We start from the raw sequence: 26,465 nt of genomic DNA, 5'->3' as shown, positions 1-26,465 counted from the left end.
CGGGATGTCCGCCTGCACGACGCACCATAGGGCGCGCGATCGTCGCCGGCAAACCCTCATTCGACCCATCGCGGGTAGAGGCCGGCGGCGGCCTGCAGGCGAAGCCCGGAGCGGCCGCCCGCCTCATCCGCTGGAGTGGCCCGGCCGAGCGTGTCGCCGGAAAAGAAGAAGCGGCGGCCATCCGCGACGGTGAGGAACAGCCCGAGTGCGCCGTGCTCAGCCAGCGACACCAGCACCACCGAGCCGTCGCCGAACAGGTCGGTGCTCATGGCGTAGCCATCGAAGGGGCCGTCGTCGAATGCCAGCACCGTCCAGTTCACCGCGTGGCGAAACTGACTGGGCAACACTGCGGGCGGCGTCGCGCGGCCCAGATAGTCGAGGCTGGCTCGGCTGGCCAGCACGGGAAGCTCCGGGAAGTCCGCCAGCCCGGAGGCCTGATCCCAGCGCGGGGACGACAACAGGATGCGGTCCACGGCGATACCGGCACGTTCGAGCTGGTCGCGAACCGGCCACACCCTTGCGTAGCGCCTGGGCCTCCAGGGCAACTCTGCCGCCATTTGCGCATCGACCTGCCGCCCGAGGCCGGTGCCGAACAAGAGCCGCGCCTCCCCGTGCTCGATCAATACGACCACATGGCTGACCGTCTCGGGCTCGGCCCAGCCACTGCGGTTCAAGCGGAACTCACCCGTTCCCGTGCTACGGGCGGTCTCGATCAGGCTGAAGCGCAACGGATCGGCACGGGCCTGCCCCAGCACCGCCATCAGCAGAACGAGCCAGAGCAGTTGGCCTGGCATCTGTCCGCACCCTCTTCGTCCGGCGGCCCGCGGCCCGGCCTGATGGTCATCGCGCCCGGTGCCGGGCCAGGTGCTGTCTTGGCGGTTCATCGCGCTGCCCTCGGAGAAACTGTGAACCGATAATAGACAGACCTGTCTGTATATCGCAATATCCAGTTTCGCATGCTGCTTCCGTTGGAGCGGATCCGGGCGCCGCGCATAATGGCGCGCATAAGGAGACATCCATGGCCACGAACAAACGCGAACAACTGCTGGGGACGGCCGAGCAGCTGTTCTACCGCGAGGGTTATCACGCCACGGGCATCGACCGGATCCTGAGCGAGTCCGGGGTGGCGAAGATGACGCTGTACAAGCACTTCAAGTCCAAGGACGAACTCATTCTTGCCGTCCTGCAGGAACGGCACCGCGTCATACTCGAGCGCCTGCACCAGCGTGCCGCGGCGTTGCCGCCACGCGAAGCGCTGCTGGCGCTGTTCGACGGCCTGCACGCCATGATCGAACGCGAGTCGTTCTGCGGCTGCCTGTTTCTCAATGCCGCCTCGGAGTACCACGCGCACGACCACCCGATCCATCGCTGCGCAGCGGCCTACAAGGCGGAGCTGCAGAGCTACCTGCACGACCTGTTGGAACGGATGCACGCCGCGCAGCCGCGCTCGCTGGCGCGCCAACTGCAATACCTGCTCGAGGGCGCGCTGACAATGGCGCACATGGAGGGCCCCGGCGATCAGGCGCGCGAGGCCAAGGTTGCCGCCGAGCAGCTATTGGCTGCAGCTGGCCTCTGAGCCGCCGCGCGGCGGCGGGGTCTAGCGCCCGGCCGGGCTAGCGCTCCCCTTCGCGAACCCTGAACCAGGCCGCATAGAGCGCCGGCAGGAACAGCAGCGTGAGCGCCGTGGCCACCACCAGCCCGCCCATGATCGCCACCGCCATGGGGCCGAAGAAGATGCTGCGCGACAGCGGGATCATCGCCAGCACCGAGGCCAGCGCTGTCAGCACGATGGGCCGGAAGCGCCGCACGGTGGCATCGATGATGGCGTTGAAGCGGTCATGCCCGGCGCCGATGTCCTGCTCGATCTGATCGACCAGAATCACCGAGTTGCGCATGATCATGCCCGACAGCGCGATAGTGCCGAGCATGGCGACAAAACCGAATGGCTGGCGGAACACCAGCAGGAACAGCGTCACGCCGATCAGCCCGAGCGGGGCGGTGAGAAACACCATGGTCGAGCGCGAGAAGCTTCTGAGCTGCACCATCAGCAAGGTCATCACCACGATGGCGAACAGCGGCAGGCCGGCGTTTACCGATTTCTGTCCGCGCTGCGAGTCCTCGACGGTGCCTCCGATCTCCAGCAGGTAGCCACTGGGCAGCTCGGCACGGATGTCGTCGAGCGTCGGTGAAATCTGCGCGACCAGCGTCGCCGGCTGCTGCTCATCGTAGATATCGGCGCGCACGGTGACCGTTGGCAACCGGCTGCGGTGCCAGATCACGCCCTCCTCGAATCCGTACTCCAATGTCGCCACCTGCGACAGCGCCACGCTGCGGCCGCTTTGCGTGGGAATCGCCAGGCTCGGCAGCAGCGACAGATCGCTGCGCTCCTGGTCGGTCCCGCGCAAGAGAATCTCGATCAGCTCGTTGTCCTCGCGGAACTGGCTGACGCTGCTGCCGACAAAGGTGCGCCGCAGGAAAGCCGAGAGCTCGGCCGTGCTCACGCCCAGGGCGCGGGCGCGGTCCTGATCGACGTTCAGCCAGACCACCTTGCTCGGCTCCTGCCAGTCCAGATGCACGTTGACCACGTGCGGGTTCTGCCGGACCCGCGCGGCCACCTTGCGCGCCAGCGCACGGACCACATCGATGTGCTCACCGGTGACCCGAAACTGCACCGGATAGCCCACTGGCGGGCCATTCTCCAGCCGCGTGACGCGACCGCGCAGGTTGCTGAAATCCTCGCGCAGGCGCTCGATCAGCCAGCTGCGCAGCGCTTCGCGCGACTCGACGCTGTCGGTGAGCACGACGAACTGGGCGAAACTCGTTGCCGGCAACTGCTGGTCCAGCGGCAGGTAGAAGCGCGGCGAGCCGGTACCGACGTAGGCCACGTAGTTGTCGATGCCGACGCGGTCCTTCAGCAACGCTTCGAGACGCTGCACCTCGGCCTCGGTGGCCTTGAGCGAGGCGCCCTCGGTTAGCTTCAGGTCGACCATCAGCTCCAGGCGTCCCGAGGCCGGGAAGAACTGCTGCGGCACCAGCCGGAACAGACCGATCGAAGCGACGAAGGCCACCAGCGTCAGCGCAATCACTGTCTTGCGGCGGCGCACGCAAGCGGCCACGATGCCTCGCACGCGGCGGTAGAAAGGCGTGGCGTAAGGGTCGTGCAGATCCTCGCCCTCTCCGTGTTTGCGCGCTGCCTTGGCCGCCATGTCCGGCAGCAGGCGTTCACCGAGCAACGGAACGAACATCACCGCGGCGACCCAGGACGCGACGAGCGCGATGGTCACCACCTGGAAGATCGAACGGGTGTACTCGCCGGTGCTGGAATTGGCCGTGGCGATCGGCAGGAAGCCAGCCGCCGTGATCAGCGTACCGGTCAGCATCGGAAAAGCCGTACTGGTCCAGGCGTAGCTGGCCGCCTTCAGCCGATCGAAGCCCTGCTCCATCTTTATCGCCATCATTTCCACCGCGATGATGGCGTCGTCGACCAGCAGGCCGAGCGCGAGCACCAGTGCACCGAGTGAAATCTTGTGCAGGCCGATGCCGAAGTAGTGCATCGCCGTGAAGGTCATCGCCAGTACCAGCGGAATCGACAGTGCAACCACCAGGCCGGTGCGCAGACCGAGGGAGAAGAAGCTCACCAGCAGCACGATGGCGAGCGCCTCGACCAGCACCTTGACGAACTCGCCGACACTGGTCTTCACCGCCGCCGGCTGGTCCGACACCTTGTCCAGCTGCATGCCGGCGGGCAGCTCCTGCTGCAACCGGGCGAACTCCGCCTGCAGCGCCTCGCCGAGCATGAGGATGTCACCACCGCTCTTCATCGAAACCGCGATACCGAGCGCTGGCTCGCCCATGAAGCGCATGCGCGGCGCCGGCGGATCGTTGAACCCGCGATGTACCTCGGCCACGTCGCCGATGCGGAACGTGCGCCCGCCGACACGGATCGGAAAATCGCGGATCTGCTCGACCGTCTCGAAACTGCCGGTCACGCGCAGCTGCACGCGGTCGCTGATGGTTTCGACGAAGCCCGTAGCGCTCACCGCGTTCTGCGCTTCCAGCGCCTGGCGAACTGCATCCAGCGGTACGCCCAAGGTGGCGAGCTTGACGTTGGAAAGCTCGATCCAGATTTTCTCGTCCTGCAGGCCGATCAGCTCGACCTTGCCGACGTTGGCGACCCGCTGCAGCTGCAACTGGATGCGGTCGGCGTAATCCTTGAGCACCGCGTAATCGAAGCCCGGCCCGGTCAACGCATAGATATTGCCGAAGGTCGTGCCGAACTCGTCATTGAAGAACGGACCGATGACGCCCGGTGGCAAGGTATGCCGGATGTCACCGATCTTCTTGCGAATCTGGTACCACAGCTCCGGAATGTCCTTCGAGCGCATCGAGTCGCGCGCCATGAAGGTCACGTTCGACTCGCCAGGCCGCGAGAACGAGACGATGCGCTCGTACTCGCCGGTCTCCATCAGCTTCTTCTCGATCCGTTCGGTGACCTGCCGGGAGACTTCCTCGGCGGTAGCCCCTGGCCATTGCGTCTGGATCACCATGGCCTTGAAGGTGAACGGCGGGTCCTCGCTCTGGCCGAGCCGGCTGTAGGACAGCGCACCGACGACCGCAACCAGCAGCATCAGATAGACGACCAGTTGGCGGTGCTGCAGCGCCCAGGCGGAAAGGTTGAAGCGCATCGCGACTTACTCCTGGCGGCCTGCCTCGACGGGGCGGTTGTTGCGGTCGACCGGGCGAACCTCCTGCCCTTCCTCGAGCAGCTGTACGCCAGCCAGCACGACCCAGTCGTCCGCGCCGAGACCTTCGAGGACCGGCACCAGGCGCTCGCCGAACGGCCCGGTGCGTACCGGCGCCCGAGCCACTCGGTTGTCGGCGGTCAAACGCCAGACGAACGCCTGCCCCTTTTCCGCACTCACGGCCGAAAGCGGCACCGCCAGCGGCACCGCTTCGTCGCGCACGATGGTCACCCGGGCGCTCTGACCCAGCTCGGCCGGCACATCGGCCTGATCGAAGGCCACGCGGGCCGAATAGGTACGCGAACCGGGATCGGCGGCCGGCGACAACTCGCGGATATGGCCGGCAAAGCGCTGCCCCGGTAAAGACCAGAGTTCGACTTCGACGGCCTGGCCGATGCGGTAGCGCTCGAGTGTCTGCTCCGGCACGCTGATCGCCACTTCCCGTTCGCCATCTGCCGCCAGCACGAACGCGGCCTGCCCGGCCGCCACGACCTGCCCGACTTCGATGCTGCGGCGGGCGATGACGCCGTCATTGCTGGCACGCAACACCGCGTAGTCGACCTGATTGCTGGCCACGTCGTACTCGGCGCGGGCCTGTTTGAGCCGCGCCGTGGCGGCGCGATAGGCATTGTCGGCACTGTCGAACTGCGACTGGCTGACCAGCTGGCGCGCCTGCAGCGCCTTGTAGCGATCGTATTCGGCCTTGGCCACCCGCAGGTTCGCTTCGGCGGCCGATAGCTGGGCGCGCACCCCCTCGAGTTGCAGGCGCACGTCCTGCGGATCCAGCCGTGCCAACGGCTGGTCCTTGCGGACCCGATCGCCGGCCTCGACCAGACGCTCGACCACCTTGCCGCCGATGCGGAACGCCAGCTCCGGTTCGTAGCGCGCGTGTACCTCGCCGGGATAGTGCTCACTGGCCTCGGCGGCCGGCTGCGGCTGGACGACCATCACCGGGCGCGGCGGCTGTTCGACCGGCTCGCCATTGCCGCAAGCGGAAAGACCAAGAGATAAGGCAACAGCGGACGCTAAGGTGAGGAAGGAATGGCGCACGGTGGGTTCTCGCTCTGTCGCACGGGCGGCGGGAATACTTATACTGGCCGGTATAGTAAAAATGCCGTACCAGCCAGTCCAGTATTAATAGCAACCATGATCGAGCGCCATTCCCCCGCTGCCGGCCCCGGCCGGCCGAAGGACCTCGCCAAGCGCGAGGCCATTCTCAACGCTGCACGCCTGCTTTTTCTCGGCAATGGCTACGAGGGCAGCAGCATGGAGGCGATTGCCAGCGAGGCCGGCGTTTCCAAGCTGACGCTGTACAGCCATTTCAAGGACAAGGAGGCGCTGTTCTGCGCCGCAGTTAAATCGACCTGCGAAACCCGGCTGCCACGGCGGCTGTTCGGTTTCGACGCGCAGCGCCCGATCGCCGAACAGTTACTGGAGATCGGCCTGGCCTTTCAGGCGCTGGTGAACAGCCCCGAATCGATCGGCCTGCATCGCGTGATGGTCGCCCTGGCCACGCAGAACCCGGCGCTGGTCCGGCTGTTTTATGAGGCGGGCCCACAGCAGCTGATCGACGATCTCGAGCAGCTGTTTGGCCAGGCGCATGCCCGCGGCCTGCTGCATGCGCCCGACGCGCTGCGCACCGCCGAGCATTTCTGCTCACTGATCAAGGGCGGCCTGCACTTCCGCCTGTTGATCGGTCAGGACGTCGAGCCGGACGCGACCGAGGCACAGGCTCAGGTTGCCGACGCCGTGGCGTTCTTCCTGCGTGCGACGCGGCCGGCTGCCGGCGCCTGAGCGGCCATCAGCTACTCAGCTTCTTTTTCGGGTAGATGTCGTAGCGGCTGGACTTGCCTTCGAGGCTGTAGCCTGGCTTCGGCCCCTCGATGATCGGCGCCTTGCGCGGGCGCTTAACCACCACGCGATGGCTGGCGAGCGCCAGGGCCGCCGCGAGCAGCGCGGGTGCGTCCAGGTCATCGCCGACGAAGGGGCGGAACAGGCGCATCTCCTTTTTCACCAGCGCGCTCTTGTCGCGATGGGGAAACATCGGATCGAGGTAGACCACCTGGGGTGGTTCGCTCTGCCAGCCAGCCATCCGCTCGATGGCGTTGCCTTCGAGCAACTCCATGCGTGCGACGATCGCCCCCACCTCGGCATCGACAGCGGCACGCCGAAGGCCATCGGCCAGCAGCGCCGCGATGATCGGCTGACGCTCGATCAGCTTGACCGAGCAGCCCAGAGTCGCAAGGACAAAAGCATCACGACCAAGACCGGCGGTGGCATCGAGCACGCTTGGCCGTACGCCCGGCTGGATGCCCACGGCCTTGGCGATCATCTGCCCGCTGCCGCCGCCGAACTGGCGCCGATGCGCAGCCGCGCCCTCGAGGAAATCCACACGCACCGGCCCGGGCGCCTGCTCACCGAGCAGCTGCAACTGCAGCCCGTCCGCTCCGACCTGCAGGGCAAACTCGGCGTCCTCCTCGGCCGCACTGCACCCGAGCCGCTGCGCCCAGGCGGCGGCTTCTTCACGAAACGGAGGCGCAAGCGGTTCGATACGGATCTTCGGCAGTGTCATGACATCGCGGCCTGGGCGGGAAAGCCGCTCATTGTGCCAGAGCGACCCGCCGCCATGCGCTAGCGACACACGCCAAACCCACCCATGTCGACGTGAAAGTGGTCGTGATGCGCCGCGTTGTAGCCCGGCCCCAGAGTGACATTGAAGGTGCGACACGCCGCTGCGTGAACCTCGCGCAGGAATCGCGCCTTGGCATCGTCGCCCTGCCAGTCGCGCGCCACGGTGATACGCGTGCCATCGGCCAGGCGGAAGCCGGCCAGATCCAGAGCATTGGCGCTGGCATGCTGACTGCGACGATTGCTGCGCGCGATGTTGCGGCAGGCAAAGCTGCCGAAATGATCGACCTGCGTCACGGGCTGGCCGAACACCGCCTGGGCGGCGGGCTGCAGGCCATGACGTTCGAATAGCGCGTAGGCGGCCGCCAGCGGACAGGTCGCCAGAAAGGCACCGTTGAAGCGCACATCGCCGGCCTGCACGCGCACGGCATTCTCGATCGGGCAGCGCGGCTCCGGTGTCCGGTCGGGTACGGCTGCGTAGCGCAGCTCAGCGGTGGCGAGCGCCTGCTCGCAGAGTTGGCGATCCTCGCGCAGACGGCGCAATTTCAGCGACGTCAGCCAGTTTGGCGGCTCGCGAAGATCCAGCGGCGCCCAGGGATTCCAGCGCGGCGGAATATCCAGGTGCCCTGCTCGCACGGCGTAGGCCAGGCCCGCCACCAGCAGAACGAAGAACAAGAAAACGACGCGACCGATGCTCATGTTCTGTTGGCAACGGCGGGCGCCGCGAGTTTGCCGGCAGTGGTTACAAGACGTGATCAGCCGTCGATCAGGGAAAGCTGCGCGCCTTCGCCGAGCGAAGGCAGCGGCGGCAAGCCGGGCAGACGCTCGGCCAGCCCCGCATGGAACCGCAAGGCCAGCTCCGGCGCCAGCCGGTTGTCCGGCGTATGCAGGTAGACGTGGGGCGTACGCCCTTCGTCGATCCACGCCGCCACCTTGTCGAGCCAGGGCGTGAGAAACGGATCATTGGCCGGCAGGTCCGGATGCCCGACGAAGCGCACCTGCGGCGCCATCGTGAATGCCGCCGGTCGTGGTGGCAAGCGCGGCTTCTTGCGCTGCGCATGCTGCACCGCGGGCGTCGGCGACGCACAGCTGAACAGGGCCCGCGTATCCAGGCAGATACGCTCCACGCCGCGCTCATGGAGCAGGCGATTGAGGGCCCGCTCCTCCTCCCCGCGTGCGAAGAACGCCGGGTGACGCACCTCGACGGCCAGCGGCACGGCCAGCGCATCCGCCAGAACAGCCAGCTCGGCGATGCGCCGCGGGCCGAAACTGGCCGGCAGTTGCAGCCAGAGCGGCGTGACCCGCCGCCCCAGCGGCGCGAGCAACCGGAGGAAATCATCTGCCAGGTGCAGCACGTCACGCAGGTCGGCCGCCTGGCTGATCTCGCGGGGCAGCTTGGCGCAGAAGCGAAACCCTTCCGGCATCTGGCTCGCCCAACGGCTGACCTTGTCCGCCGAGGGCCAGGCATAAAGCGTGGTATTGCCCTCCACGCAATTGAAGACTTCGCAGTAGCGGGCGAGGAAACCGGCCGCCGCGAGCGTTGGCGTGTAGAGCGTGCCGCGCCAGGCGGGCTCATTCCACGAGGGACAGCCAAGGAAGTAAGGCAGCGTCACCGGTCAGGCGTAGAGATCGAGGCCGAGCACCTCGGCCGCATCCGGATCGATGGGGAAACTCGCGGTGACGGCATAGCTGGCCAGTGCCGTGGCGGCACGGCTGGACAACGGTCGCTCGGGCTGCGCTTCGAAGCGGATCGGGCGATAGACCTCGAGGGAAAAGGCGTCGGCCTCGCTACGCCTGGGCTCCGGCGCGGGCCGCGGCGTGTCATTGCGGGTTGCGCCAGACTCGGCCTCGCGCCAGCGTTCGGTCTGCGCCTGGGTATCCCGATAGACCGCCGGCGCGCTGCCCGGCCGGGCAGAACGATCAAGAGGGTAGGCGGGAACGGGAAGGCCAGCGACGCGCATCATGCAACCTGTTGAGAGAGCCCGGCGACTCTAGCGGGCGGCACCGGCTTTGACAATGGCTGCGCTCAAGGGTGCGCCTTGGGCGTCGCGACGTTGTCGCGCAGGTAGATCGGCTGAGCCTGCTCGGCGTCCACCGCCTCGCCCCGCTGCCAGGCAAACGAGGCCAGCTGCAAAAGGTCCTGGGCATGGGGCAGCAACGTGGCATCGTGCCCCTCGACCTGCACCGCCAGGCGCCCAGCATAGCCCCAACCGGTGCCAGCCCCGAACCAGTGGTCGGTGGCCTCACGGGGCAATGCGACCTGCTCGGGCGGTAGTACCGCCTCGAGGCCAGCCAGCTGCATTTCGCCGCCCTGCTCGCGATAGCAGGCCCAGTAGACCTCGTCCATGCGCGCATCGATGGCCACGGCAACCTGCCGCGCACCCTGCTCGCGCCAGGCTCGCTGAGCGATGCAGGCCAGGTCGGACACCGGCAGCACCGGACGCTGCAAGGCAAACGCCAGCCCCTGTACAACGCCGATGGCGATGCGTACCCCGGTGAAAGCGCCCGGGCCGCGCCCGAAGGCAATGGCGTCCAGCGCGCCGAGCGCCAGCCCCGCCTCGTCCATGACCTCGCGCACCATCGGCAACAGGCGTTGCGCATGCAGCCGCGGAATCACCTCGTAGCGACTCAGCGTACGGCCCTCATGCAACAAGGCAACGGAACAGGCTTCGGTGGCGGTATCCAGGGCCAGCAGCGTGGGCATCGGCGAATATCCGGGTGGGAAAGAGGGGCGGCGATTGTACCCCAGCACTGCGCGGCGAGCAGACTGCAGACGGGGCCTGCAACGAAAAACGGCCCGCAAGCGGGCCGTTTCGAACGCTGACCGATGGATCAGCTCAGGGCGGCGAGCACCTTGGCGGTGATCTCTTCGACCGAGCCGACGCCTTCGATGCGGCTGTACTTGGGCGTACCCTCTACCGCCGCGAGCTGCTGGTAGAAGTCCACCAGTGGCTTGGTCTGCGAGTGGTACACGCCAAGGCGGTGGCGAACGGTCTCTTCGGCATCGTCCTTGCGCTGGATCAGCTCCTCGCCGGTCACGTCATCCTTGCCTGCCACCTTCGGCGGATTGTGCTCGGTGTGGTAGACGCGCCCCGAAGCCGGATGCACCCGGCGACCGGACATGCGGCTGACGATCTCCTCGTCATCCACGGAAATTTCCACCACGTGGTCGAGCTTGATGCCGGCGGCTTTCAGCGCCTCGGCCTGGGGGATGGTGCGCGGGAAACCGTCGAACAGAAAACCGTTGGCGCAGTCGGGCTCGGCCAGGCGCTCCTTGATCAGCGCGATGATGATCTCGTCGGACACCAGACCGCCGCTGTCCATCACGTCCTTGACCTGCAGGCCGAGCGGAGTACCCGCCTTGACCGCTGCCCGCAGCATGTCGCCAGTGGAAATTTGCGGGATACCGAACTTTTCGGTGATGAAGCGTGCCTGGGTGCCTTTTCCGGCACCGGGCGCTCCCAGCAGAATCACACGCATGGATGAGTCCTCGAAGATTTACAAAGGCATGTCGCCAGCAACGTCGGCTGACGCATCAAAGAATCCGGTGTGCCGCTATGCGACAAAAGGTTGAACACGATACACAGCGCACCGAAAGGGCACAAGCGGTCACAAAATAGCCGCGATCGGTGCCTAACGGCCTGCCCGACGGGCTGCAGCGCGAGGTTCACAGCCCAGCAAAATGCCCTCCTCGCGCCGTCTTGAACCGCGGCTACCCCGTGTTGCGCAGGCCCGCGGCGATGCCGGCGACGCTCACCAGCAGAGCCTGTTCCAGAGGGCTTTCCGGCGGATTCTGCTGCTGCCGGGAACGCGCCAGCAGCTCGATCTGCATCAGGTGCAAGGGGTCCAGGTAGGTGTTGCGCAGGCTAAACGCCTCCTGCGTCTGCGGGCTGTGATCGAGCAGCTCGGACTGCTCGGTCAGCTCGAGCACCACCTCGACGGCCTGCGACAATCGGTCACGCAAATGCTCGCCCAGCGGCTGCAGCGAAGCTTCCACCAGATGCTCGTCGTAGCGCCGCGCCACCTCGGCGTCGGCCTTGGCCAGCACCATCTCCAGCATGTCGATGCGGGTAGAGAAGAATGGCCACTCGCGGCGCATGGTACGCAGACGCTCGCCCTCCTCGCTCGCCAGCGCCGCGCTCAACGCCTGCTCCCAACCGAGCCACGCCGGCAGCATCAACCGCGTCTGCGTCCAGGCGAAGATCCAGGGAATGGCACGCAGGCTTTCGATACCGCCCTCCCGGCGCTTGGCCGGCCGGCTGCCCAGCGGCAAGCGGCCGAGCTCCTGCTCCGGTGTGGCCTGGCGGAAATACGCCAGGAACTGAGGATGGTCGCGGACCACGTCGCGGTAGGCGTGCACGCCCTGGTCGGCGAGGCGGTCCATCAGCGCGCGCCAGTCCGGCCGCGGCATCGGTGGCGGCAGCAGGGTCGCCTCGAGCACCGCAGCCAGATAGAGGTTGAGGTTCTGTTCGGCAATGTCCGGCAAGCCGAACTTGAAGCGAATCATCTCGCCCTGCTCGGTCGTGCGGAAGCGCCCGGCCACCGAGCCCGGCGGCTGCGAGAGAATCGCCGCGTGCGCCGGCCCGCCGCCGCGCCCCACGGTGCCGCCGCGGCCGTGGAACAACAGCAGCTCGACGCCATGCTGGCGGCAGACTTCGACCAGCTCCTCCTGCGCCCGGTACTGTGCCCAGGCTGCGGCCGTGGTCCCGGCATCCTTGGCCGAGTCGGAATAACCGATCATGACCTCCTGCGGGCCGTGCAGCCGGCGCCGATAGCCATGCAACCCGAGCAGGCGATCGATCACCGGCGCCGCGTGGTTGAGATCGTCCAGCGTCTCGAACAACGGCACCACGCGCATCGGCCGTTCCAGGCCGGTTTCCTTGAGCAGCAACTGCACGGCGAGCACATCCGAGGCCGCACGTGCCATCGAGATCACGTAGGAGCCCAGGGAAGTGGCCGGCGCCTCGGCCACCACCCGGCAGGTCGCCAACACCTCTGCCGTCTCGCCCGAGGGGCGGAAATTGCAGGGCAAGAGCGGGCGGCGGCTGTCGAGCTCCTGCTGGAGGAATGCCAGACGACGCGCCTCGTCCCACTGGTCGTAACGCCCGAGGCCAAGGTATTCGGTGATTTCACCCAGCGCGGCGGCATGCCGCGCGGCATCCTGGCGTACGTCCAGACGCACCAGCGACAGACCGAAGCTGCTTGTGCGACGCAGGCAGTCGAGCAGCGCCCCGTCGGCGATCATGCCCATGCCACAGGCATGCAGCGAGCGATAGCAGAGCTCGAGCGGTTTGCGCAGCTCGTCGGTGTCGTGCAACACGGCAGGCGAAGGTCGCTGCCCCGTACTTGCAGCGGTCGCCGCCCAGTCGCGCGTTGCCATCAGGCGTTCACGCAACGGTTTGAGCAGGGCGCGATACGGCTCGGCACTCTCGCCGCTCTGCGCCAGCAGCTCGTCGCTGGCCGCCTGCATCGACAGAGCCGTGATGAGATTCTCGACGTCGCGCAGATAGAGCTCGGCGGCCACCGAGCGCGCCAACAGCAGCACCTCACGGGTAACGACCGCGGTGACGTTCGGGTTGCCATCGCGGTCGCCGCCCATCCACGAGGCGAAGCGGATCGGTGCAGCCTCCAGTGGCAAGTGCAGGCCGGTCGCGGCGAACAGCACGCCGTCGACCTGACGCAGCACGTTCGGCACCGCCTGCCACAGCGAATTCTCGATCGCAGCGAAGCCCCACTTGGCCTCTTCGATGGGCGTCGGCCGGTTGCGCCGGATTTCCTCGGTGTGCCAGATCTCGGCAATCAGGCGTTGCAGGCGCAGCTCGATCTGAGCCAGCTCCCGGTCGGTCAGGTCGGTGTGGTCGCGGGCAGCCAGCTCGGCGGCAATGGCGTCGTATTTCTGGATCAGGGTGCGGCGAGACACTTCGGTCGGGTGCGCGGTGAGCACCAGCTCGACCTCGAGCCGCCCGACCTGACGGGCAATGAAATCGGCGCCATGCCCGGCAGCCTTCAGCCGCTGCAGCAGATCCGGCAGCACCGTCGCCTCGAAGGGCTCGGATTCATCGGCCTGCCGGCGCCGCACGCGGTGGTACTGCTCGGCGATGTTGGCCAGGTTGAGAAACTGGTTGAACGCCCGGGTCATGGGCAACAGTTCGCTCTCATCAAGGCTGTCGAGGGTTTCGCCCAGCTGGGTAGCGCCCTCGCGCGACCCCTGCCGGGCGGCTTTGGCGCCCTTGCGAATCCGCTCGATCTTGTCGAGAAAGCTGTCGCCGTGCTGCTCGCGAATGGTACGCCCGAGCAGCTCGCCGAGCAGGTGAACGGTCTCGCGCAGACGTGCATCGATCGTCGCCATCGTCGCCTCCTGGCCCGCCCTGCAAGGCGGGCCGCGCTGTGAAAAAACCGGGGCCGGACTACGCTGAACATAGACGGTCATCAGAGTGCCCAGCATGCGCTGTCTCTGGCAAGCCTGCCTGGGCGCGTCCCTTGTTCGCCAGCCCGTGGAGCCCACATGAAGATTTCCGAACTTGTCAGTACCTGGGAACGCGAAGCGCGCGGCCCCCTGGCCGCCACGCGCTACAGCGTGGCGCTGGACCTGGAAAGCGCGGCGCGGCTGGCCGCGCTGTCACAGATGTACCCCAAGCGCGGCCTCGAGACCTTGCTCGGCGAACTCGTCGGTGCAGCGCTTGAAGCTGTCGAAAGCAGCCTGCCCTACGTGCCGGGCCCACAGGTCATCGCCACCGATGAACAGGGCGATCCGATCTACGAGGACATCGGGCCTACGCCGCGTTTCCTCGAGCTCTCACGCCAGCACCTGCACCGCCTGCAACAGGAGCAGTCGCAGCCCTCCTCCTGAACCGGCACAGCCCGGCAAACGCTCTAGGCCGGCCCTCCCTGACTGATCGGCGAAGGGCCGGAACGTGCCATCAAACTGAACGATCGGCGTCCGTTGCTTTCACAAAATTATGTCCGGCCTTGGCAAACGGTTGACACAACCGCACCGCGAAGCCGTGCAGCACTTTTTTGTCAGGCAATTCCAGTAGGAGACTGACCATGAAGACAAACAGCGTCGAGAATTCCGTTTCACGTTTTCAGCTACCCAAGCTGACCGCAATCGCCCTCGGCGGTCTGCTGCTGACCGCCTGCGCCGGCAATCCCCCCAAGGAGCAGTTCGCCGTAACCGAATCGGCCGTGCGTGAAGCGGTCAGTGCCGGCGGCACACAGTACGCCCCGGTGGAGATGCGCGCCGCCCAGGAGAAATGGCGACATGCTGAACTGGCGATGCAGAAGGAAGAATACGAGCAGGCCCGCAAACTGGCGGAACAGGCCGAGTGGGATGCCCGCGTGGCTGAGCGCAAGGCGCGTGCCGCCAAGGCGCAGAAAGCCGTCGAGGACGCCCGCGAGGGGATCGAGGTACTGCGTGAAGAAAGCATGCGCGGCATGCAGTGATCGCTGACCGTTCAACCTTTCAGCCAGAGGATTCCATCATGCACAAGCTAGTTACCGTCCCTACCTTGCTGGCGCTGAGCATCGGTCTGGTGGCCTGCGCTTCGCAACCCAACGAGAACCTGGAACAAGCCCGCGCGAGTTTCTCCTCGCTGCAGAGCGATGCCCGCTCGGCCGAGCTGGCGGCACTCGAGACCCAGGACGCCAGCAAGGCCCTGGACAAGGCCAACGAGGCCTATCTGGAGGACGCCGACGAAGACAAGGTCGACCAGCTGGCCTACCTGGCGAAGCGGCGGATCGAGTTCGCCGAACAGACCATTGCCCTGCGCGATGCCGAGCGCAATCTGGAGAAAGCCTCGACCCAGCGCGCCGAAGCGCGCCTGCAGGCACGCGATGCGCAGATCCGCAAGCTGCAGGAGGATCTGCAGGCCAAGCAGACCGAGCGCGGCACCCTGGTGACCTTTGGCGACGTACTGTTCGACCTCGACCGCGCCGAGCTGAAACCCGGCGGGTTGCGCAGCGTGCAGAAGCTGGCCGACTTCCTCAACCAGAACAAGGAACGGCATGTAATCGTCGAGGGTTACACCGACAGCACCGGTTCGGACAGCTATAACCAGCGCTTGTCCGAGCGCCGCGCCGACGCGGTGCGCATGGCGCTCATTCGCATGGGTGTCGATCCGCAGCGGATCGTCTCGCAGGGCTACGGCGAGGCCTATCCGGTGGCGAGCAACGACAGCCCATCGGGCCGCGCCATGAATCGTCGTGTCGAGGTAACCATCTCCAACGACAATCAGCCGGTCGAGCCGCGCTCGTCGATGCGCTGATCTCGTCCTGACCAAGGCCCGGCACGCTCAGCGCTCCGGGCCTTTTTCATGCGCGATTGATGGCGGGTCGGCGCCCCAGATTGCTCAACCGAGCAGGGCCCGGTAGAGCTCTTCCATCTCGCGGTCGAATGCCACTAGCACCGCCCGCTGAACCAGCCCGCCACGCAAGCCGGTGCAGACTTCGCGCACGGCAATGGCAGCCGCCTGCTCGGCTGGATAACCGTAGATGCCGCAGCTGATCGCCGGAAACGCGATGCTTGCCACCCCGTGCGCCTTGGCCAGCGCCAGGCTGTTGCGATAACAGTCGCTCAGTTGCTCGGCCTCGTAGGCCGTACCGCCGCGCCAGACCGGGCCCACCGTATGAATGATGCACCGCGGGGCCAGTGCGAAACCCGGTGTCAGCTTCGCCTCGCCTACTGCACACCCACCAAGCCCACGGCAGAACTGCGCCAGTTCCGGCCCGGCCGCGCGATGGATGGCGCCGTCCACGCCGCCACCGCCGAGCAGGCTGGAGTTGGCGGCATTGACGATAGCGTCCACCTCCAGCCGGGTGATGTCGCCACGCCAGATTTCAGGCTTCATTGCGCCGGTTGCGCCGGTTGCGCCGAAGACAGCGACTGCTCGGTACAACGCACCGCGCGCTTCTTGTTGTCCACCAGCACGCCGGTCAAGCCCTTCTGCTGGGTATCGAACAGCACGAGCACGCCATCGATGCACTGCGCGACCTGATCGGCTGGCTGCAGCGACACCTTGTAATCCTCGCCAGGAATGGTCTTGAGCATCGTGAAGTCGGAGAGCAGCAGCGCATCCTGCGGTTTGGCGAAGTGCAGGTAGCCGTAGTACCAGAGCACGCCGACGGTCACGGCGACCGTGCCGACAGCGGTGAGAATCAGTGGAATGGGGTTGCGTTCGGACATGGATATCTCGAAGGAAAAAACAGAAGCGCTAGCGTAACAGGCACAAAGCCGGGCATCAGCTACCGCCAGCGCGGGTTTCGCCGCGTGCCTGCACCGTAGCCTCGTAGACCCGTTCGGCCAGGCGCGAGAACGGCAGGCTCTGGATCCAGACGCTGCCGGTACCGCGCAACGTGGTCAGCAGCAGCCCCTCACCGCCGAACAGCATGCTCTTGAGGCCGCCGGCGAGCTGGATGTCGTAGTCGATCCCCTCGCTGAACGCGACCAGGCACCCGGTATCCAGGCGCAGCGTTTCGTTGTTCAACTCCTTGCGAATGACCGTGCCGCCGGCGTGCAGGAACGCCAGGCCGTCACCTTCCAGACGCTGCAGCACGAAGCCCTCGCCGCCAAAGAATCCGGCGCCGATACGCTTGCTCAGCGCGATGCCGACGCGGGTGCCATAGGCGGCGCAAAGAAAGCTGTCCTTCTGGCAGGTCAGGCGCCCGCCATGCGCGCGGAGATCGACCGGCACCACGGTACCGGGGTATGGCGCGGCGAAAGCGACCCGCGCCTGTCCGGTGCCTTCATTGCTGAAGTGGGTGAGAAACAGCGACTCGCCGGTGAGCATGCGCTTGCCCATGCCCCACAGCTTGCCGAGCACACCGCTGGCCGAGCCATCACCCAGGCGCGCCTCGAAGCGCACGCCCTCGGTCATGTAGTTCATGGCGCCGGCCTCGGCGATCACCGTCTCGCCGGGGTCGAGAAGGATTTCCACGCTCTGCGCGGATTGCCCGAGGATTTCGTATTCGAGTTCATGGCTGGCCACGGCAAGCTCCTGATCCTGTGGTTTGCGGCGCAGCGGGAGCGGCCTCGGCCAGCCCTCGCCTACTTGCGCCCGAGAATGCGCAGGATACGCAGGAACAGGTTGATGATGTCCATGTAGAGCGCGGCGGCGCTGTCGATGGCGTTGTCCAGGGTCTTGGGAATCCGGTTCGCCCGCCCCCAGTCGACGCCGACATAGCCGCAGAAGATCAGCACCACGATCCAGTCGATCACGCCGTGATGAACGCCGAAGACGAACAGTTCGACCAGCTCGACGAGGATCACCAGCAGCAGCGCCACCGTCAGTGCACCGGCGATGCTGGCGAAAAAGCGCGGAAACAGCGCGCCGAGCGCCATCATGCCGAGGGTCACCAGCGCGGTGATGCGGATCGCCTCATGCACCAATGCGCCGTCATAGCGGCTGACCACCAGATTGACGATCAAGCCGAACGGCACCACCACCAGGTTGTAGCCGAGGAAGCTGACCCAGGGCTGGTTGGAACGATGAAACAGCCAGGCGCCGGTCAGACAGCTGGCGAAGTAGCCGCCAAAGAACAGCCAGGGATGCATGCTGCGAATGGACTCGACGGGAATGTTGCCGACCATCCACCAGTTGACCCAGAAACCCCAGCAGAGGGTCAGGCCGATGACAAGGTTGTAGGCGCCAGCCGAAAGGGTGCGGTCCAGCGGGCTGGACCGGCGGGCAAAGACGGGGTTTTCCATGTCGTTACGCTTCCTTGCGTGATGATTGATTCGTGCGCTGCGCCGGGCCGGCTCAAAGGATGTTGGCGTAGTCGGCTTCGATGCGGTCGAGGCTCAGGTGGTTGAGGAAGTTGGAGAAGCACATCCAGGCCGACAACGCATTGAGGTCCTGGAATTGTGGTGGCAGGTATTTGGGTGGCACCACCATGCCCTCGTCCACCAGCTGGCGCAGGGTGCGCATGTCCTCCAGCGTGGTCTTGCCGCAGAACAGCAGCGGGATCTGCTCCAGCCGGCCTTTGCGCACCGCGAGCTGGATGTAGTTGTAGATCATGATGAAGCCCTTCAGGTAGGACAGGTCCTTGGTGAAGGGCAGGCCGGCCGGCGTCGAGCCACGGAACACCCGGCTGGCATTGCTGTAGCACTCGTCCTCGGCGTAGCCCTGGTCGCGGAAAAAGGCGAACACCTCGAGGAAGTCAGCCCCCTCCTCGGCCATGTGGATCGCCCGGGTGCGGTTGGTCAGCTTGCGCAGGCGCGTCGGGTAGGAGGCGAAGGCGATCACCTCCATGAGGATTGCCAGGCCTTCCTGAGTCACCGTCGAGGACGGCGGGCCCTTGGCGAGGAAGGTGCAGATCGGCTGGTTCTGCCCGTTGAGCGTGGTGCCGACGTGTACCAGCCCCTCGTGCACTTCCAGCGCGCGGATGTCGCGCTCGTTGAACAGCGCGTCGCTGCGGATCTTGATGTAGTCGGCGCCCGCCGCGGCATCGGCGAGGATGCCGTCGGACTCGAACACGCGGATCACCCCCTCGCCTTCGCCGAACACCGCATCCAGGCGCCGTTGCAGCAGCTCGACGGCCTGCTGGGCATTGAGCGTCTTCGGCTCGTCCTTGAGGTCGCCGCGGTCGGCGATGTTGTTCAGGTAGTCCGAGAGCATCAGGCCGAGGTCGGCGAGCGTCGGGTCGCCGGCGTGAAAGGCGTCGGAGGCCGCGCCGTAGAGTTCCTGGGAGATCATGCCGAAGTCCGCGGTGCCGCGCGCCTCGAGCATGCGGATGACCATGCGGTATTCCTTGCACATGCGCCGCATGATCTGCCCGACCGGGTTGAACTGACCGAGCTGGCGGGTGATGTCGCGCTCGATGTCCTGGAATTCCTGCTTTTTCGCGCTGGAGTCGTAGGCCAGCGGCCGCGCCTCGTAATAGGCACGGTTAACCGGTGGCAGCTCGCGCCCCTTGGCCTGGAAGAAGCGCTGGCGGATGTCGTCTTCCCACTTGACCGCGTCGAGCACCCGTACCGGCGTCTGCGCCACGACAATGCGCTCGGAAAGGTCGCGCACGATGCGTTGATAGTCGTCCAGATTGTCACGCGTGTTCATCGTGGTTCCTCATGCGCATCATCGAGGCTGTATACGAGCCGACGCCGCCGCCGGCAACTCCGGCCGCGCCGCGACGGGACAGGGGTCGCATCCAGCGCCCCGCCCCGTACCCGGCTTCAGACCTCCGGGCGCATATGCGGGAAGAGAATCACGTCGCGGATCGACGGCGAGTTGGTCAGCAGCATCACCAGGCGGTCGATGCCGATGCCCTCACCTGCGGTCGGCGGCATGCCGTATTCCAGCGCACGGACGAAGTCGGCATCGAAGTGCATGGCTTCGTCGTCACCGGCATCCTTCTCGGCGACCTGGGCGTGGAAGCGCTCGGCCTGGTCCTCGGCGTCATTGAGCTCGGAGTAGGCATTGGCGATTTCACGGCCGCCGATGAACAGCTCGAAGCGATCGGTAACACTCGGATCCTCGTCGTTGCGGCGAGCCAGCGGCGAAACCTCGAACGGGTAGCGGGTAATGAAGGTCGGCTGCTCGAGCTTGTGCTCGACGGTTTCCTCGAAAATCATCACCAGCAGCTTGCCCAGCCCTTCGTGGCCGAGGACCTTGGCACCGGCCTTCTTCGCCAGCGCGCGGCAGGTCTCCAGGTTCTCGAGATCGGCCTCGCTGATGTCCGGGTTGTACTGCAGGACCGCATCGCGCACCGACAGCCGCGCGAAGGGCTCGCCGAAGTGAAACACCTTGTCGCCGTAGGGCACGTCGGTGCTGCCGAGCACGGCCTGCGCCAGCTCGCGGAACAGCGCCTCGGTCAGGTCCATGTTGTCTTCGTAGTCGGCGTAGGCCTGGTAGAACTCGAGCATGGTGAACTCGGGGTTGTGCCGGGTCGAGACGCCTTCGTTGCGGAAGTTGCGGTTGATCTCGAAGACCTTCTCGAAGCCGCCGACCACCAGGCGCTTGAGGTACAGCTCCGGCGCGATGCGCAGGAACATGGGCATGTCCAGTGCGTTGTGGTGCGTCTCGAACGGCTTGGCCGCGGCGCCACCGGGAATGGTCTGCAGCATCGGGGTTTCCACTTCGAGGAAACCGCGCTCGTTGAGGAAGCGGCGGATGTGCGCGATCACCTGCGAACGCACGCGGAAGGTCTGGCGCACATCCTCGTTGACGATCAGGTCGACGTAGCGCTGGCGGTAGCGCTGCTCGGTGTCGGTCAGGCCGTGGAATTTGTCCGGCAGCGGACGCAGCGACTTGGTCAAAAGGCGAGCGTTCTGCATGTCGACGTACAGATCACCCTTGCCGGAGCGCGCCAGCGTGCCCTCGGCCGCGACGATGTCGCCCATGTCCCAGTGCTTGATCGCTTCGAGCGTCTCTTCCGGCAAGGTCTTGCGATTGACGTAGAGCTGGATCCGCCCGCTGCTGTCCTGGATGACGATGAACGCACCGCGGTTGAGCATGATGCGGCCGGCGACGCTGACCTTGATCTGCTGGCCTTCGAGCGCTTCCTTGCCGGCCTCGGCGTACTGCTTCTGCAGATCACCCGCCAGGGCATCGCGGCGGAAATCGTTGGGGAAGACGATCGGCTGCTTCTCGCGCAGCGCGGCGAGCTTTTCCTTGCGCTGGGCAATCAGCTTGTTCTCTTCCTCGTGGATGGCATGCTCGTTCAGCGGTTGTTCGCTCATGGTCGGTGTTTTCCGGTCGCTCGGGTCCGCGGACCCTCAGGTAGGCTGATCAATACGTTGTCATGGGATGGGCGCTGTCGGCGCCCCACCCCGGCTTACAGACCCTGCTTCAGGCTGGCCTCGAGATACTCGTCCAGGTCGCCGTCGAGCACGCGGTCGCAGTCGCTGCGCTCAACGCCGGTCCGCAGGTCCTTGATGCGCGACTGGTCGAGCACGTAGGAGCGGATCTGGTGGCCCCAGCCGATATCCGACTTGGAGTCTTCCAGCGCCTGCGACGCCGCATTGCGCTTCTGCATTTCCAGCTCGTACAACTTGGCCCGCAGCATCTTCATCGCGGTGTCCTTGTTGGCGTGCTGCGAGCGCTCGTTCTGGCAGGCCACCACGGTGTTGGTCGGCACGTGGGTGATACGCACGGCCGAATCGGTGGTGTTGACGTGCTGGCCACCGGCACCGGAGGAACGATAGGTATCGATGCGCAGGTCCGCAGGGTTGATCTCGATCTCGATGTTGTCGTCGATCTCCGGCGAGACGAACACCGCGGTAAACGAGGTGTGACGGCGATTGCCGGAGTCGAACGGGCTCTTGCGCACCAGGCGGTGCACGCCGATCTCGGTACGCAGCCAGCCAAAGGCGTACTCGCCCTTGATATGCAGGGTCGCGCCCTTGATGCCGGCAACCTCGCCTTCGGACAGTTCGACGATCTCGGCGTCGAAACCATGCTTGTCGGCCCAGCGCAGGTACATGCGCAGCAGCATGTTCGCCCAATCCTGCGCCTCGGTACCGCCGGAACCGGCCTGGATGTCGAGGTAGCAGTTGCTGGGGTCCATCTCGCCGCTGAACATGCGGCGGAATTCGAGCTTCTCGAGAATCTCGCGCAGGCGCTGGATTTCGCTCTCGATATCGGCCACGGCGCTTTCGTCGTTCTCCTCGACCGCCATGTCGAGCAGGTCGCGGGAATCGGCGAGGCTGCCGGTGAGATCGTCGATGGTCTCGACGATCTGCGCCAGCATGGCGCGCTCGCGGCCGAGGTTTTGTGCGTATTCGGGGTTGTTCCAGACGTTCGGGTCTTCCAGCTCGCGGTTGACCTCGGTCAGACGATCAGCTTTGTGATCGTAGTCAAAGATACCCCCGAATGGACTGAGTGCGTTCGGACAGGTCCTTGATGCTGTTGAGGATCGGGTTGATTTCCATGGCGTTCGGCTCTCCAGCGGACGGATTCGAAAAGCCCGCGAGTATAACGCCAGCCGCCCGACGCCGACAGCCCGCCGAGAGCCTCGGCGGCCCAGCGGCAGGCCGACCTGCAATCACGCCGAGGCGGCACGCACCTGGCTTTCCAGCTCCGCTTTCAGCCCTGCGTCGAGGCCGAGCTGTCGCGCCAGCTCGTCGAGGTAGGCGCGCTCCATGAATGCTTCCTCGTCCACCGCCAGCAGGCTGGCCAGATACATCTCGGCGGCCATCTCCGGCGTCCCGGCCGCGGCGGCCACGTCCGCAGGGCCCAGCGGCTTGCGCAGCTCGACGTCCAGCCACTGCTGCAGCTCGTGGTCGCCGGACAGCCTGGCCATTTCGGCCTCGATCAAACCGCGCTCGCGGTCGTCGACATGTCCGTCCGCCTTGGCCGCAGCCACCATCGCCTTGAGAATCGCCTGGCTATGCGCCTCCACCTGTTCGCTCGCGGGCAGCCGGTCGATGGTTTGCGGCTCGCCCTGGGGTACGTCGGCCTGCTGCGCCTGCCAGCGGCTGTAGGCCTGGTAGGCGAGCACGCCAAGGGCCGCCAGCCCGCCGTAGGTGGCCACCTTGCCGCCGAACCTGCGCGCCTTCTTGTTGCCAAGCAGCGCGCCCATCGCCCCGGCAGCCAGGGCCCCGCTCCCGGCGCCGGAGAGCAGCCCGCCCAGCGAGCCGCCGCCCAGGCCGCCGAGCAGTTGTTCGAGCCCGCCATTGCCGGCTTTTCCCGCGGGCGCGGCCGGCACCCCCTGCCCCGACTTCTGATCGAGCAACGCCTTGCCGGACTTGAGCAGCTGATCGAGCAAACCTGCGGTGTTCATGCAGCGACTCCTGAAATAAACGGATCAACCCTGTGCGTCGGGCACCTGGCGAATCGGCGTGTCGCGGTGTGCCGCGCGAACATACTGGGCCGGCCAGGGCACCGAGTTGTCCCGCAGGTGCTCGGCGGCATGCAACGGCCAGTACGGATCGCGCAGCAGCTCGCGCGCCAGCAGGATGAGGTCGGCCTGGCCGGTACGCAGGATATGCTCGGCCTGCACCGCCTCGGTGATCAGCCCCACGGTGCCGGTGGCCATATCCGCCTCGCGGCGCACCCGCTCGGCGAACTGCGTCTGGTAGCCCGGGCCGACCGGAATCTCGGCGTTGGCGGCGGTGCCGCCGGACGACACATCGATCAGGTCGACGCCCAGCGCCTTCAACCGCCGCGCCAGCTCGACGGTTTCGTCCGGGTTCCAGCCGTCGGCGACCCAGTCGGTGGCCGACAGTCGGACGAACAAAGGCAGCTCGTCCGGCCAGGTGGCCCGCACCGCTTCGGTCACCTCGAGGAGCAGACGGATACGGTTGTCGAACGAGCCGCCATACTCGTCCTGCCGCTGGTTCGACAGTGGCGACAGGAACTGATGCAGCAGATAGCCATGCGCCGCGTGGATTTCGGCAACCTTGAAGCCGGCCGCCAGCGCGCGCTCGGCCGCCTGCACGAACGCCTGCACCACCGCTGCGATGCCCTGCGCATCGAGCGCCTCGGGTACAGCATGCTGCGGATCGAAGGCAATGCTCGACGGCCCGACCGGCACCCAGCCGCCCTCGGCGATCGGCACGCTGCCGCGCTTGCCGAGCCAGGGCTGCCAGCTGCTCGCCTTGCGCCCGGCATGCGCGAGCTGGATACCGGCGAACGAACCCTGCGCCTCGACGAAGCGAGTGATCCGCCGCAGCGGCTCGATGTGCTCGTCGCTCCAGATGCCCAGGTCCTGCGGCGAGATGCGCCCTTCCGGCCGTACCGCGGTGGCCTCGATGAGGACCAGCCCTGCGCCGCCGACCGCACGGCTGCCCAGGTGCACCAGGTGCCAGTCGTTGGCCATGCCGCCCTCGGCCGAGTACTGGCACATCGGCGAGACGGCAATTCGATTGGCAAGCGTGAGTTGGCGAAGCGTCAACGGCTGGAAGAGCTGGGTCATGGAAACCTCGACTACAGGGGGCGTTCGTATGGACACCCCTGAGTACAGACCGTTTCGCCGAGAAAACCCAGCCCGACTTTCAGCGGGTGCTAGACCGCCGCGACCTCCACCGGCACGCCATTGAGCGCCGCGTTGCCGGACAGCGCATCGTACAGCCGCTCATCGGTGAGGTCATTTGCACTGGCACCTGGCAGCTCACCGGCGATCTGCAGGCGCACGCCTCCGCGGTCATGCCCCCAGCCATGCGGCAGGCTGACCACGCCGGGCATCAGCTCGTCGCTGGCCGCGACCTCGACATCGATGGAGCCGACCCGCGAGCGAACCCGTACCCGCTGGCCGTCGCTCAGGCCGCGACCGGCCAGGTCCGCCGGGTGCATCAGCAGCTGATGGCGCGGCTTGCCCTTAACCAGGCGCCGGTAGTTGTGCATCCAGGAATTGTTGCTGCGCACGTGGCGCCGCCCGATCAGCAGCAAGCCAGTCGACTGGCTGCTGGCACTGTCGGCGGCGAATCGCTCCAGATCGGCCAGCAGCAGCGCCGGGGCCGCCTGGACGCGACGAGATTCGGTTTTCAGCCGGCGCGCGAGATTCGGCTCGAGCGCACCGAGGTCGATACCGTGTGGTGCCTCGCGCAGGGCGGCCAGGTTCAGCCGGCGCTCGGAACCTTCGCCATGCGGCCCGGCCCGTAGCCCGAGATCGATCATCTGCTCCGGCGCCAGCGTCGGCTTGACCTCGAGCCCGGTGCGCGCAGCGAAGGCGCGCGCCAGGCCGACGAAGATTTCCCAGTCGTGCAATGCACCATCGGGGCGCGGCAGCACCGCCTGGTTGAAGCGGGTGACGTTGCGCACAGCCAGCAGGTTGAAGGTGCTGTCGTAGTGATCGTGCTCCAGAGGGGCGGTCGGCGGCAGGATGATGTCGGCGTAACGGGTGGTTTCGTTGACGTAGAAATCGACGCTGAGCATGAACTCGAGGCCTTCCAGCCCCTCTTCGAGCTGGCGCCCGTTGGGCGTCGACAGCACCGGGTTGCCGGCCACGGTAATCAACGCGCGGACCTGACCCTCGCCCGGCGCGAGCATCTCCTCGGCCAGCGCCGCCACCGGCAGCTCGCCACCGTACTCGGGCAGGCCCGAGACGCGGCTGCGCCAAGCCCCGAAATGCCCGGGCGAGGCGGTTTCCACCAGGTCAACGGCAGGTGTGGTGCAGAGCGCCCCGCCCACGCGGTCGAGGTTGCCGGTCACCAGATTGATCAGTTGCACCAGCCACTGGCAGAGCGTGCCGTAGACCTGGGTCGAGACGCCCATGCGGCCATAGCACACGGCCCGCTCGGCGGCGGCAAAGTCCCGCGCCAGCTGGCGTATATCCTCGGCGGCGATACCACAGCGTGCGGCCATCGCCTCGGCCGGGAACGGCGCGATGGCGGCGCGCACCGCGTCGAGCCCGTCGACCGGCAGGTGGCTGCCGCGGGCAAGACCTTCCTCGAACAGGGTATGCAGGATGCCCAGCAGCAACCCCGCGTCCTGCCCGGGACGGATGAACAGGTGCTGGTCGGCAATGGCCGCCGTCTCGCTGCGTCGCGGATCGACCACCACCAACTTGCCGCCGCGTGCGCGTAGCGCCTTCAGGCGCTTTTCCACGTCCGGCACGGTCATGATGCTGCCGTTGGAGGCCAGCGGGTTGCCGCCGAGGATCAGCATGAAATCGGTGTGGTCGATATCCGGCACCGGCAGCAAGAGGCCGTGGCCATACATCAGGTAGCTGGTCAGGTGGTGCGGAAGCTGGTCGACGGAGGTCGCCGAGAAGCGGTTGCGAGTCTTAAGCAGGCCGAGGAAATAGTTGCTATGGGTCATCAACCCGTAGTTGTGCACGCTCGGGTTGCCCTGATAGATGGCGACGGCGTTGTTGCCGTGGCGTTCGCGAATGCCCGCCAGCCGCTCGGCCACCAGGGCGAAGGCCTCGTCCCATTCCAGCGGCACCCACTGGTTCTCCACCCGCATCACCGGCTGGCGCAGGCGGTCGGGATCGTTCTGGATATCCTGCAGCGCCACCGCCTTGGGGCAGACATGGCCGCGGCTGAACGGGTCCTGCGCGTCGCCCTTGATCGAGACGATCGCGCCATCGCGCGTTTCGATGGCCAGGCCGCAGATGGCCTCGCACAGGTGACAGGCACGGTAGTGCACGCTGGTATCGCTCATTTCGCTATCCGCCGTCGTTCTTGTTGTGCCTGCACTCTAGGCGTGCGCCGCGGGCGGG

25 protein-coding genes are annotated in these 26,465 nt (G+C 66.4%); 5 read left to right on the top strand and 20 right to left on the bottom strand.

The window, feature by feature from the left end; translation table 11 throughout:
• Positions 1-56: 56 nt before the first annotated feature.
• Positions 57-794, bottom strand: a complete 738-nt coding sequence (locus AC0KXH_RS06180; protein ID WP_488224355.1) for an MBL fold metallo-hydrolase — start codon at positions 792-794, stop codon at positions 57-59.
• A 224-nt stretch (positions 795-1,018) separates the two neighbouring features.
• Here AC0KXH_RS06180 and AC0KXH_RS06175 point away from each other — a divergent pair, with 224 nt between their 5' ends.
• Positions 1,019-1,576, top strand: a complete 558-nt coding sequence (locus AC0KXH_RS06175; protein ID WP_224109618.1) for a TetR family transcriptional regulator — start codon at positions 1,019-1,021, stop codon at positions 1,574-1,576.
• 37 nt (positions 1,577-1,613) lie between these two features.
• On the opposite strand, the gene AC0KXH_RS06170 is transcribed toward AC0KXH_RS06175, so the two are convergent.
• Both AC0KXH_RS06170 and AC0KXH_RS06165 read right to left on the bottom strand, forming a co-directional pair.
• Complete coding sequence (locus AC0KXH_RS06170) at positions 1,614-4,685, bottom strand: efflux RND transporter permease subunit (RefSeq protein WP_043219143.1); 3,072 nt, start codon at positions 4,683-4,685, stop codon at positions 1,614-1,616.
• A gap of 6 nt (positions 4,686-4,691) precedes the next feature.
• A complete protein-coding gene (locus tag AC0KXH_RS06165) occupies positions 4,692-5,792 on the bottom strand; it encodes an efflux RND transporter periplasmic adaptor subunit (RefSeq protein WP_313328266.1) in 1,101 nt (366 codons plus the stop codon).
• A 96-nt stretch (positions 5,793-5,888) separates the two neighbouring features.
• Between AC0KXH_RS06165 and AC0KXH_RS06160 the strand changes: the two genes are divergently transcribed.
• Positions 5,889-6,536, top strand: a complete 648-nt coding sequence (locus tag AC0KXH_RS06160) for a TetR/AcrR family transcriptional regulator (protein ID WP_041107070.1) — start codon at positions 5,889-5,891, stop codon at positions 6,534-6,536.
• Between the two features lie 7 nt (positions 6,537-6,543).
• Here AC0KXH_RS06160 and AC0KXH_RS06155 read toward each other — a convergent pair whose 3' ends face one another.
• The 7 genes from AC0KXH_RS06155 to ppc all read right to left on the bottom strand — a co-directional run bounded on the left by AC0KXH_RS06155 (position 6,544) and on the right by ppc (position 13,719).
• Positions 6,544-7,314, bottom strand: coding sequence for a class I SAM-dependent methyltransferase (locus tag AC0KXH_RS06155; RefSeq protein ID WP_488224354.1), 771 nt, complete (start codon positions 7,312-7,314; stop codon positions 6,544-6,546).
• 59 nt (positions 7,315-7,373) lie between these two features.
• A complete protein-coding gene (locus AC0KXH_RS06150; RefSeq protein ID WP_488224353.1) occupies positions 7,374-8,069 on the bottom strand; it encodes an extensin-like domain-containing protein in 696 nt (231 codons plus the stop codon).
• 56 nt (positions 8,070-8,125) lie between these two features.
• Entirely contained in the window at positions 8,126-8,983 is an 858-nt protein-coding gene (locus tag AC0KXH_RS06145; protein WP_488224352.1) for a DUF72 domain-containing protein, read from the bottom strand.
• 3 nt (positions 8,984-8,986) lie between these two features.
• A complete protein-coding gene (locus tag AC0KXH_RS06140; RefSeq protein WP_041107559.1) occupies positions 8,987-9,331 on the bottom strand; it encodes a hypothetical protein in 345 nt (114 codons plus the stop codon).
• Between the two features lie 65 nt (positions 9,332-9,396).
• Positions 9,397-10,074, bottom strand: coding sequence for a tRNA (adenosine(37)-N6)-threonylcarbamoyltransferase complex dimerization subunit type 1 TsaB (gene tsaB / locus AC0KXH_RS06135; protein WP_061338579.1), 678 nt, complete (start codon positions 10,072-10,074; stop codon positions 9,397-9,399).
• 128 nt (positions 10,075-10,202) lie between these two features.
• Complete coding sequence (adk, locus tag AC0KXH_RS06130) at positions 10,203-10,850, bottom strand: adenylate kinase (protein ID WP_041107080.1); 648 nt, start codon at positions 10,848-10,850, stop codon at positions 10,203-10,205.
• A gap of 232 nt (positions 10,851-11,082) precedes the next feature.
• The gene (gene ppc / locus AC0KXH_RS06125; RefSeq protein ID WP_312571134.1) at positions 11,083-13,719 is read right to left on the bottom strand and encodes a phosphoenolpyruvate carboxylase; all 2,637 of its coding nucleotides are present in this window, start codon (positions 13,717-13,719) and stop codon (positions 11,083-11,085) included.
• A 156-nt stretch (positions 13,720-13,875) separates the two neighbouring features.
• Between ppc and AC0KXH_RS06120 the strand changes: the two genes are divergently transcribed.
• From AC0KXH_RS06120 to lptF, 3 genes are all read left to right on the top strand, one after another.
• A complete protein-coding gene (locus AC0KXH_RS06120; protein WP_041107084.1) occupies positions 13,876-14,220 on the top strand; it encodes a pilin assembly protein in 345 nt (114 codons plus the stop codon).
• Between the two features lie 197 nt (positions 14,221-14,417).
• Complete coding sequence (locus AC0KXH_RS06115; RefSeq protein WP_488224351.1) at positions 14,418-14,813, top strand: DUF4398 domain-containing protein; 396 nt, start codon at positions 14,418-14,420, stop codon at positions 14,811-14,813.
• Between the two features lie 38 nt (positions 14,814-14,851).
• Positions 14,852-15,634, top strand: a complete 783-nt coding sequence (lptF, locus tag AC0KXH_RS06110; protein WP_041107088.1) for a lipotoxin F family OmpA-related lipoprotein LptF — start codon at positions 14,852-14,854, stop codon at positions 15,632-15,634.
• A gap of 84 nt (positions 15,635-15,718) precedes the next feature.
• On the opposite strand, the gene AC0KXH_RS06105 is transcribed toward lptF, so the two are convergent.
• The 10 genes from AC0KXH_RS06105 to AC0KXH_RS06060 form a co-directional block, all read right to left on the bottom strand.
• Positions 15,719-16,216 (bottom strand): O-acetyl-ADP-ribose deacetylase, encoded by a 498-nt coding sequence (locus AC0KXH_RS06105; protein ID WP_313304647.1) that lies wholly within the window; start codon positions 16,214-16,216, stop codon positions 15,719-15,721.
• Positions 16,213-16,551 carry a PA3694 family proteiin gene (locus tag AC0KXH_RS06100; RefSeq protein ID WP_061338582.1) on the bottom strand — a complete coding sequence of 113 codons (339 nt, stop codon included), beginning with the start codon at positions 16,549-16,551 and terminating at the stop codon, positions 16,213-16,215. Before AC0KXH_RS06100 ends, AC0KXH_RS06105 begins: the two co-directional genes overlap by 4 nt.
• 55 nt (positions 16,552-16,606) lie before the next feature.
• A complete protein-coding gene (locus tag AC0KXH_RS06095; protein WP_041107092.1) occupies positions 16,607-17,353 on the bottom strand; it encodes a TIGR00266 family protein in 747 nt (248 codons plus the stop codon).
• Between the two features lie 59 nt (positions 17,354-17,412).
• On the bottom strand, positions 17,413-18,072 hold the full coding sequence (locus AC0KXH_RS06090; RefSeq protein WP_488224350.1) for a Bax inhibitor-1 family protein: 660 nt from the start codon (positions 18,070-18,072) through the stop codon (positions 17,413-17,415).
• Between the two features lie 52 nt (positions 18,073-18,124).
• Positions 18,125-19,420 carry a flavohemoglobin expression-modulating QEGLA motif protein gene (locus AC0KXH_RS06085; RefSeq protein ID WP_213150841.1) on the bottom strand — a complete coding sequence of 432 codons (1,296 nt, stop codon included), beginning with the start codon at positions 19,418-19,420 and terminating at the stop codon, positions 18,125-18,127.
• Positions 19,421-19,536: 116 nt separating this feature from the next.
• Positions 19,537-21,042 carry a lysine--tRNA ligase gene (lysS, locus tag AC0KXH_RS06080; RefSeq protein WP_488224349.1) on the bottom strand — a complete coding sequence of 502 codons (1,506 nt, stop codon included), beginning with the start codon at positions 21,040-21,042 and terminating at the stop codon, positions 19,537-19,539.
• 95 nt (positions 21,043-21,137) lie between these two features.
• Positions 21,138-22,233, bottom strand: a protein-coding gene (gene prfB / locus AC0KXH_RS06075) for a peptide chain release factor 2 (protein ID WP_102847940.1) whose coding sequence is annotated in 2 segments (ribosomal slippage) — positions 21,138-22,160 and positions 22,162-22,233 — 1,095 coding nt in all. Because the reading frame shifts where the segments join, the coding sequence is not laid out codon by codon here.
• Positions 22,234-22,346: 113 nt separating this feature from the next.
• The gene (locus tag AC0KXH_RS06070; RefSeq protein WP_488224348.1) at positions 22,347-23,084 is read right to left on the bottom strand and encodes a tellurite resistance TerB family protein; all 738 of its coding nucleotides are present in this window, start codon (positions 23,082-23,084) and stop codon (positions 22,347-22,349) included.
• 24 nt (positions 23,085-23,108) lie between these two features.
• Positions 23,109-24,218 carry an NADH:flavin oxidoreductase/NADH oxidase gene (locus AC0KXH_RS06065; protein ID WP_041107103.1) on the bottom strand — a complete coding sequence of 370 codons (1,110 nt, stop codon included), beginning with the start codon at positions 24,216-24,218 and terminating at the stop codon, positions 23,109-23,111.
• An 89-nt stretch (positions 24,219-24,307) separates the two neighbouring features.
• Positions 24,308-26,407, bottom strand: a complete 2,100-nt coding sequence (locus AC0KXH_RS06060; RefSeq protein ID WP_488224347.1) for a molybdopterin oxidoreductase family protein — start codon at positions 26,405-26,407, stop codon at positions 24,308-24,310.
• Positions 26,408-26,465 lie beyond the last annotated feature (58 nt).

The sequence above is a fragment of the Stutzerimonas sp. CXK-1 genome (genome assembly GCF_057738225.1).
Note: the sequence above shows the minus strand (reverse complement) of the source record. Positions and strands in the feature narration are given on the sequence as shown.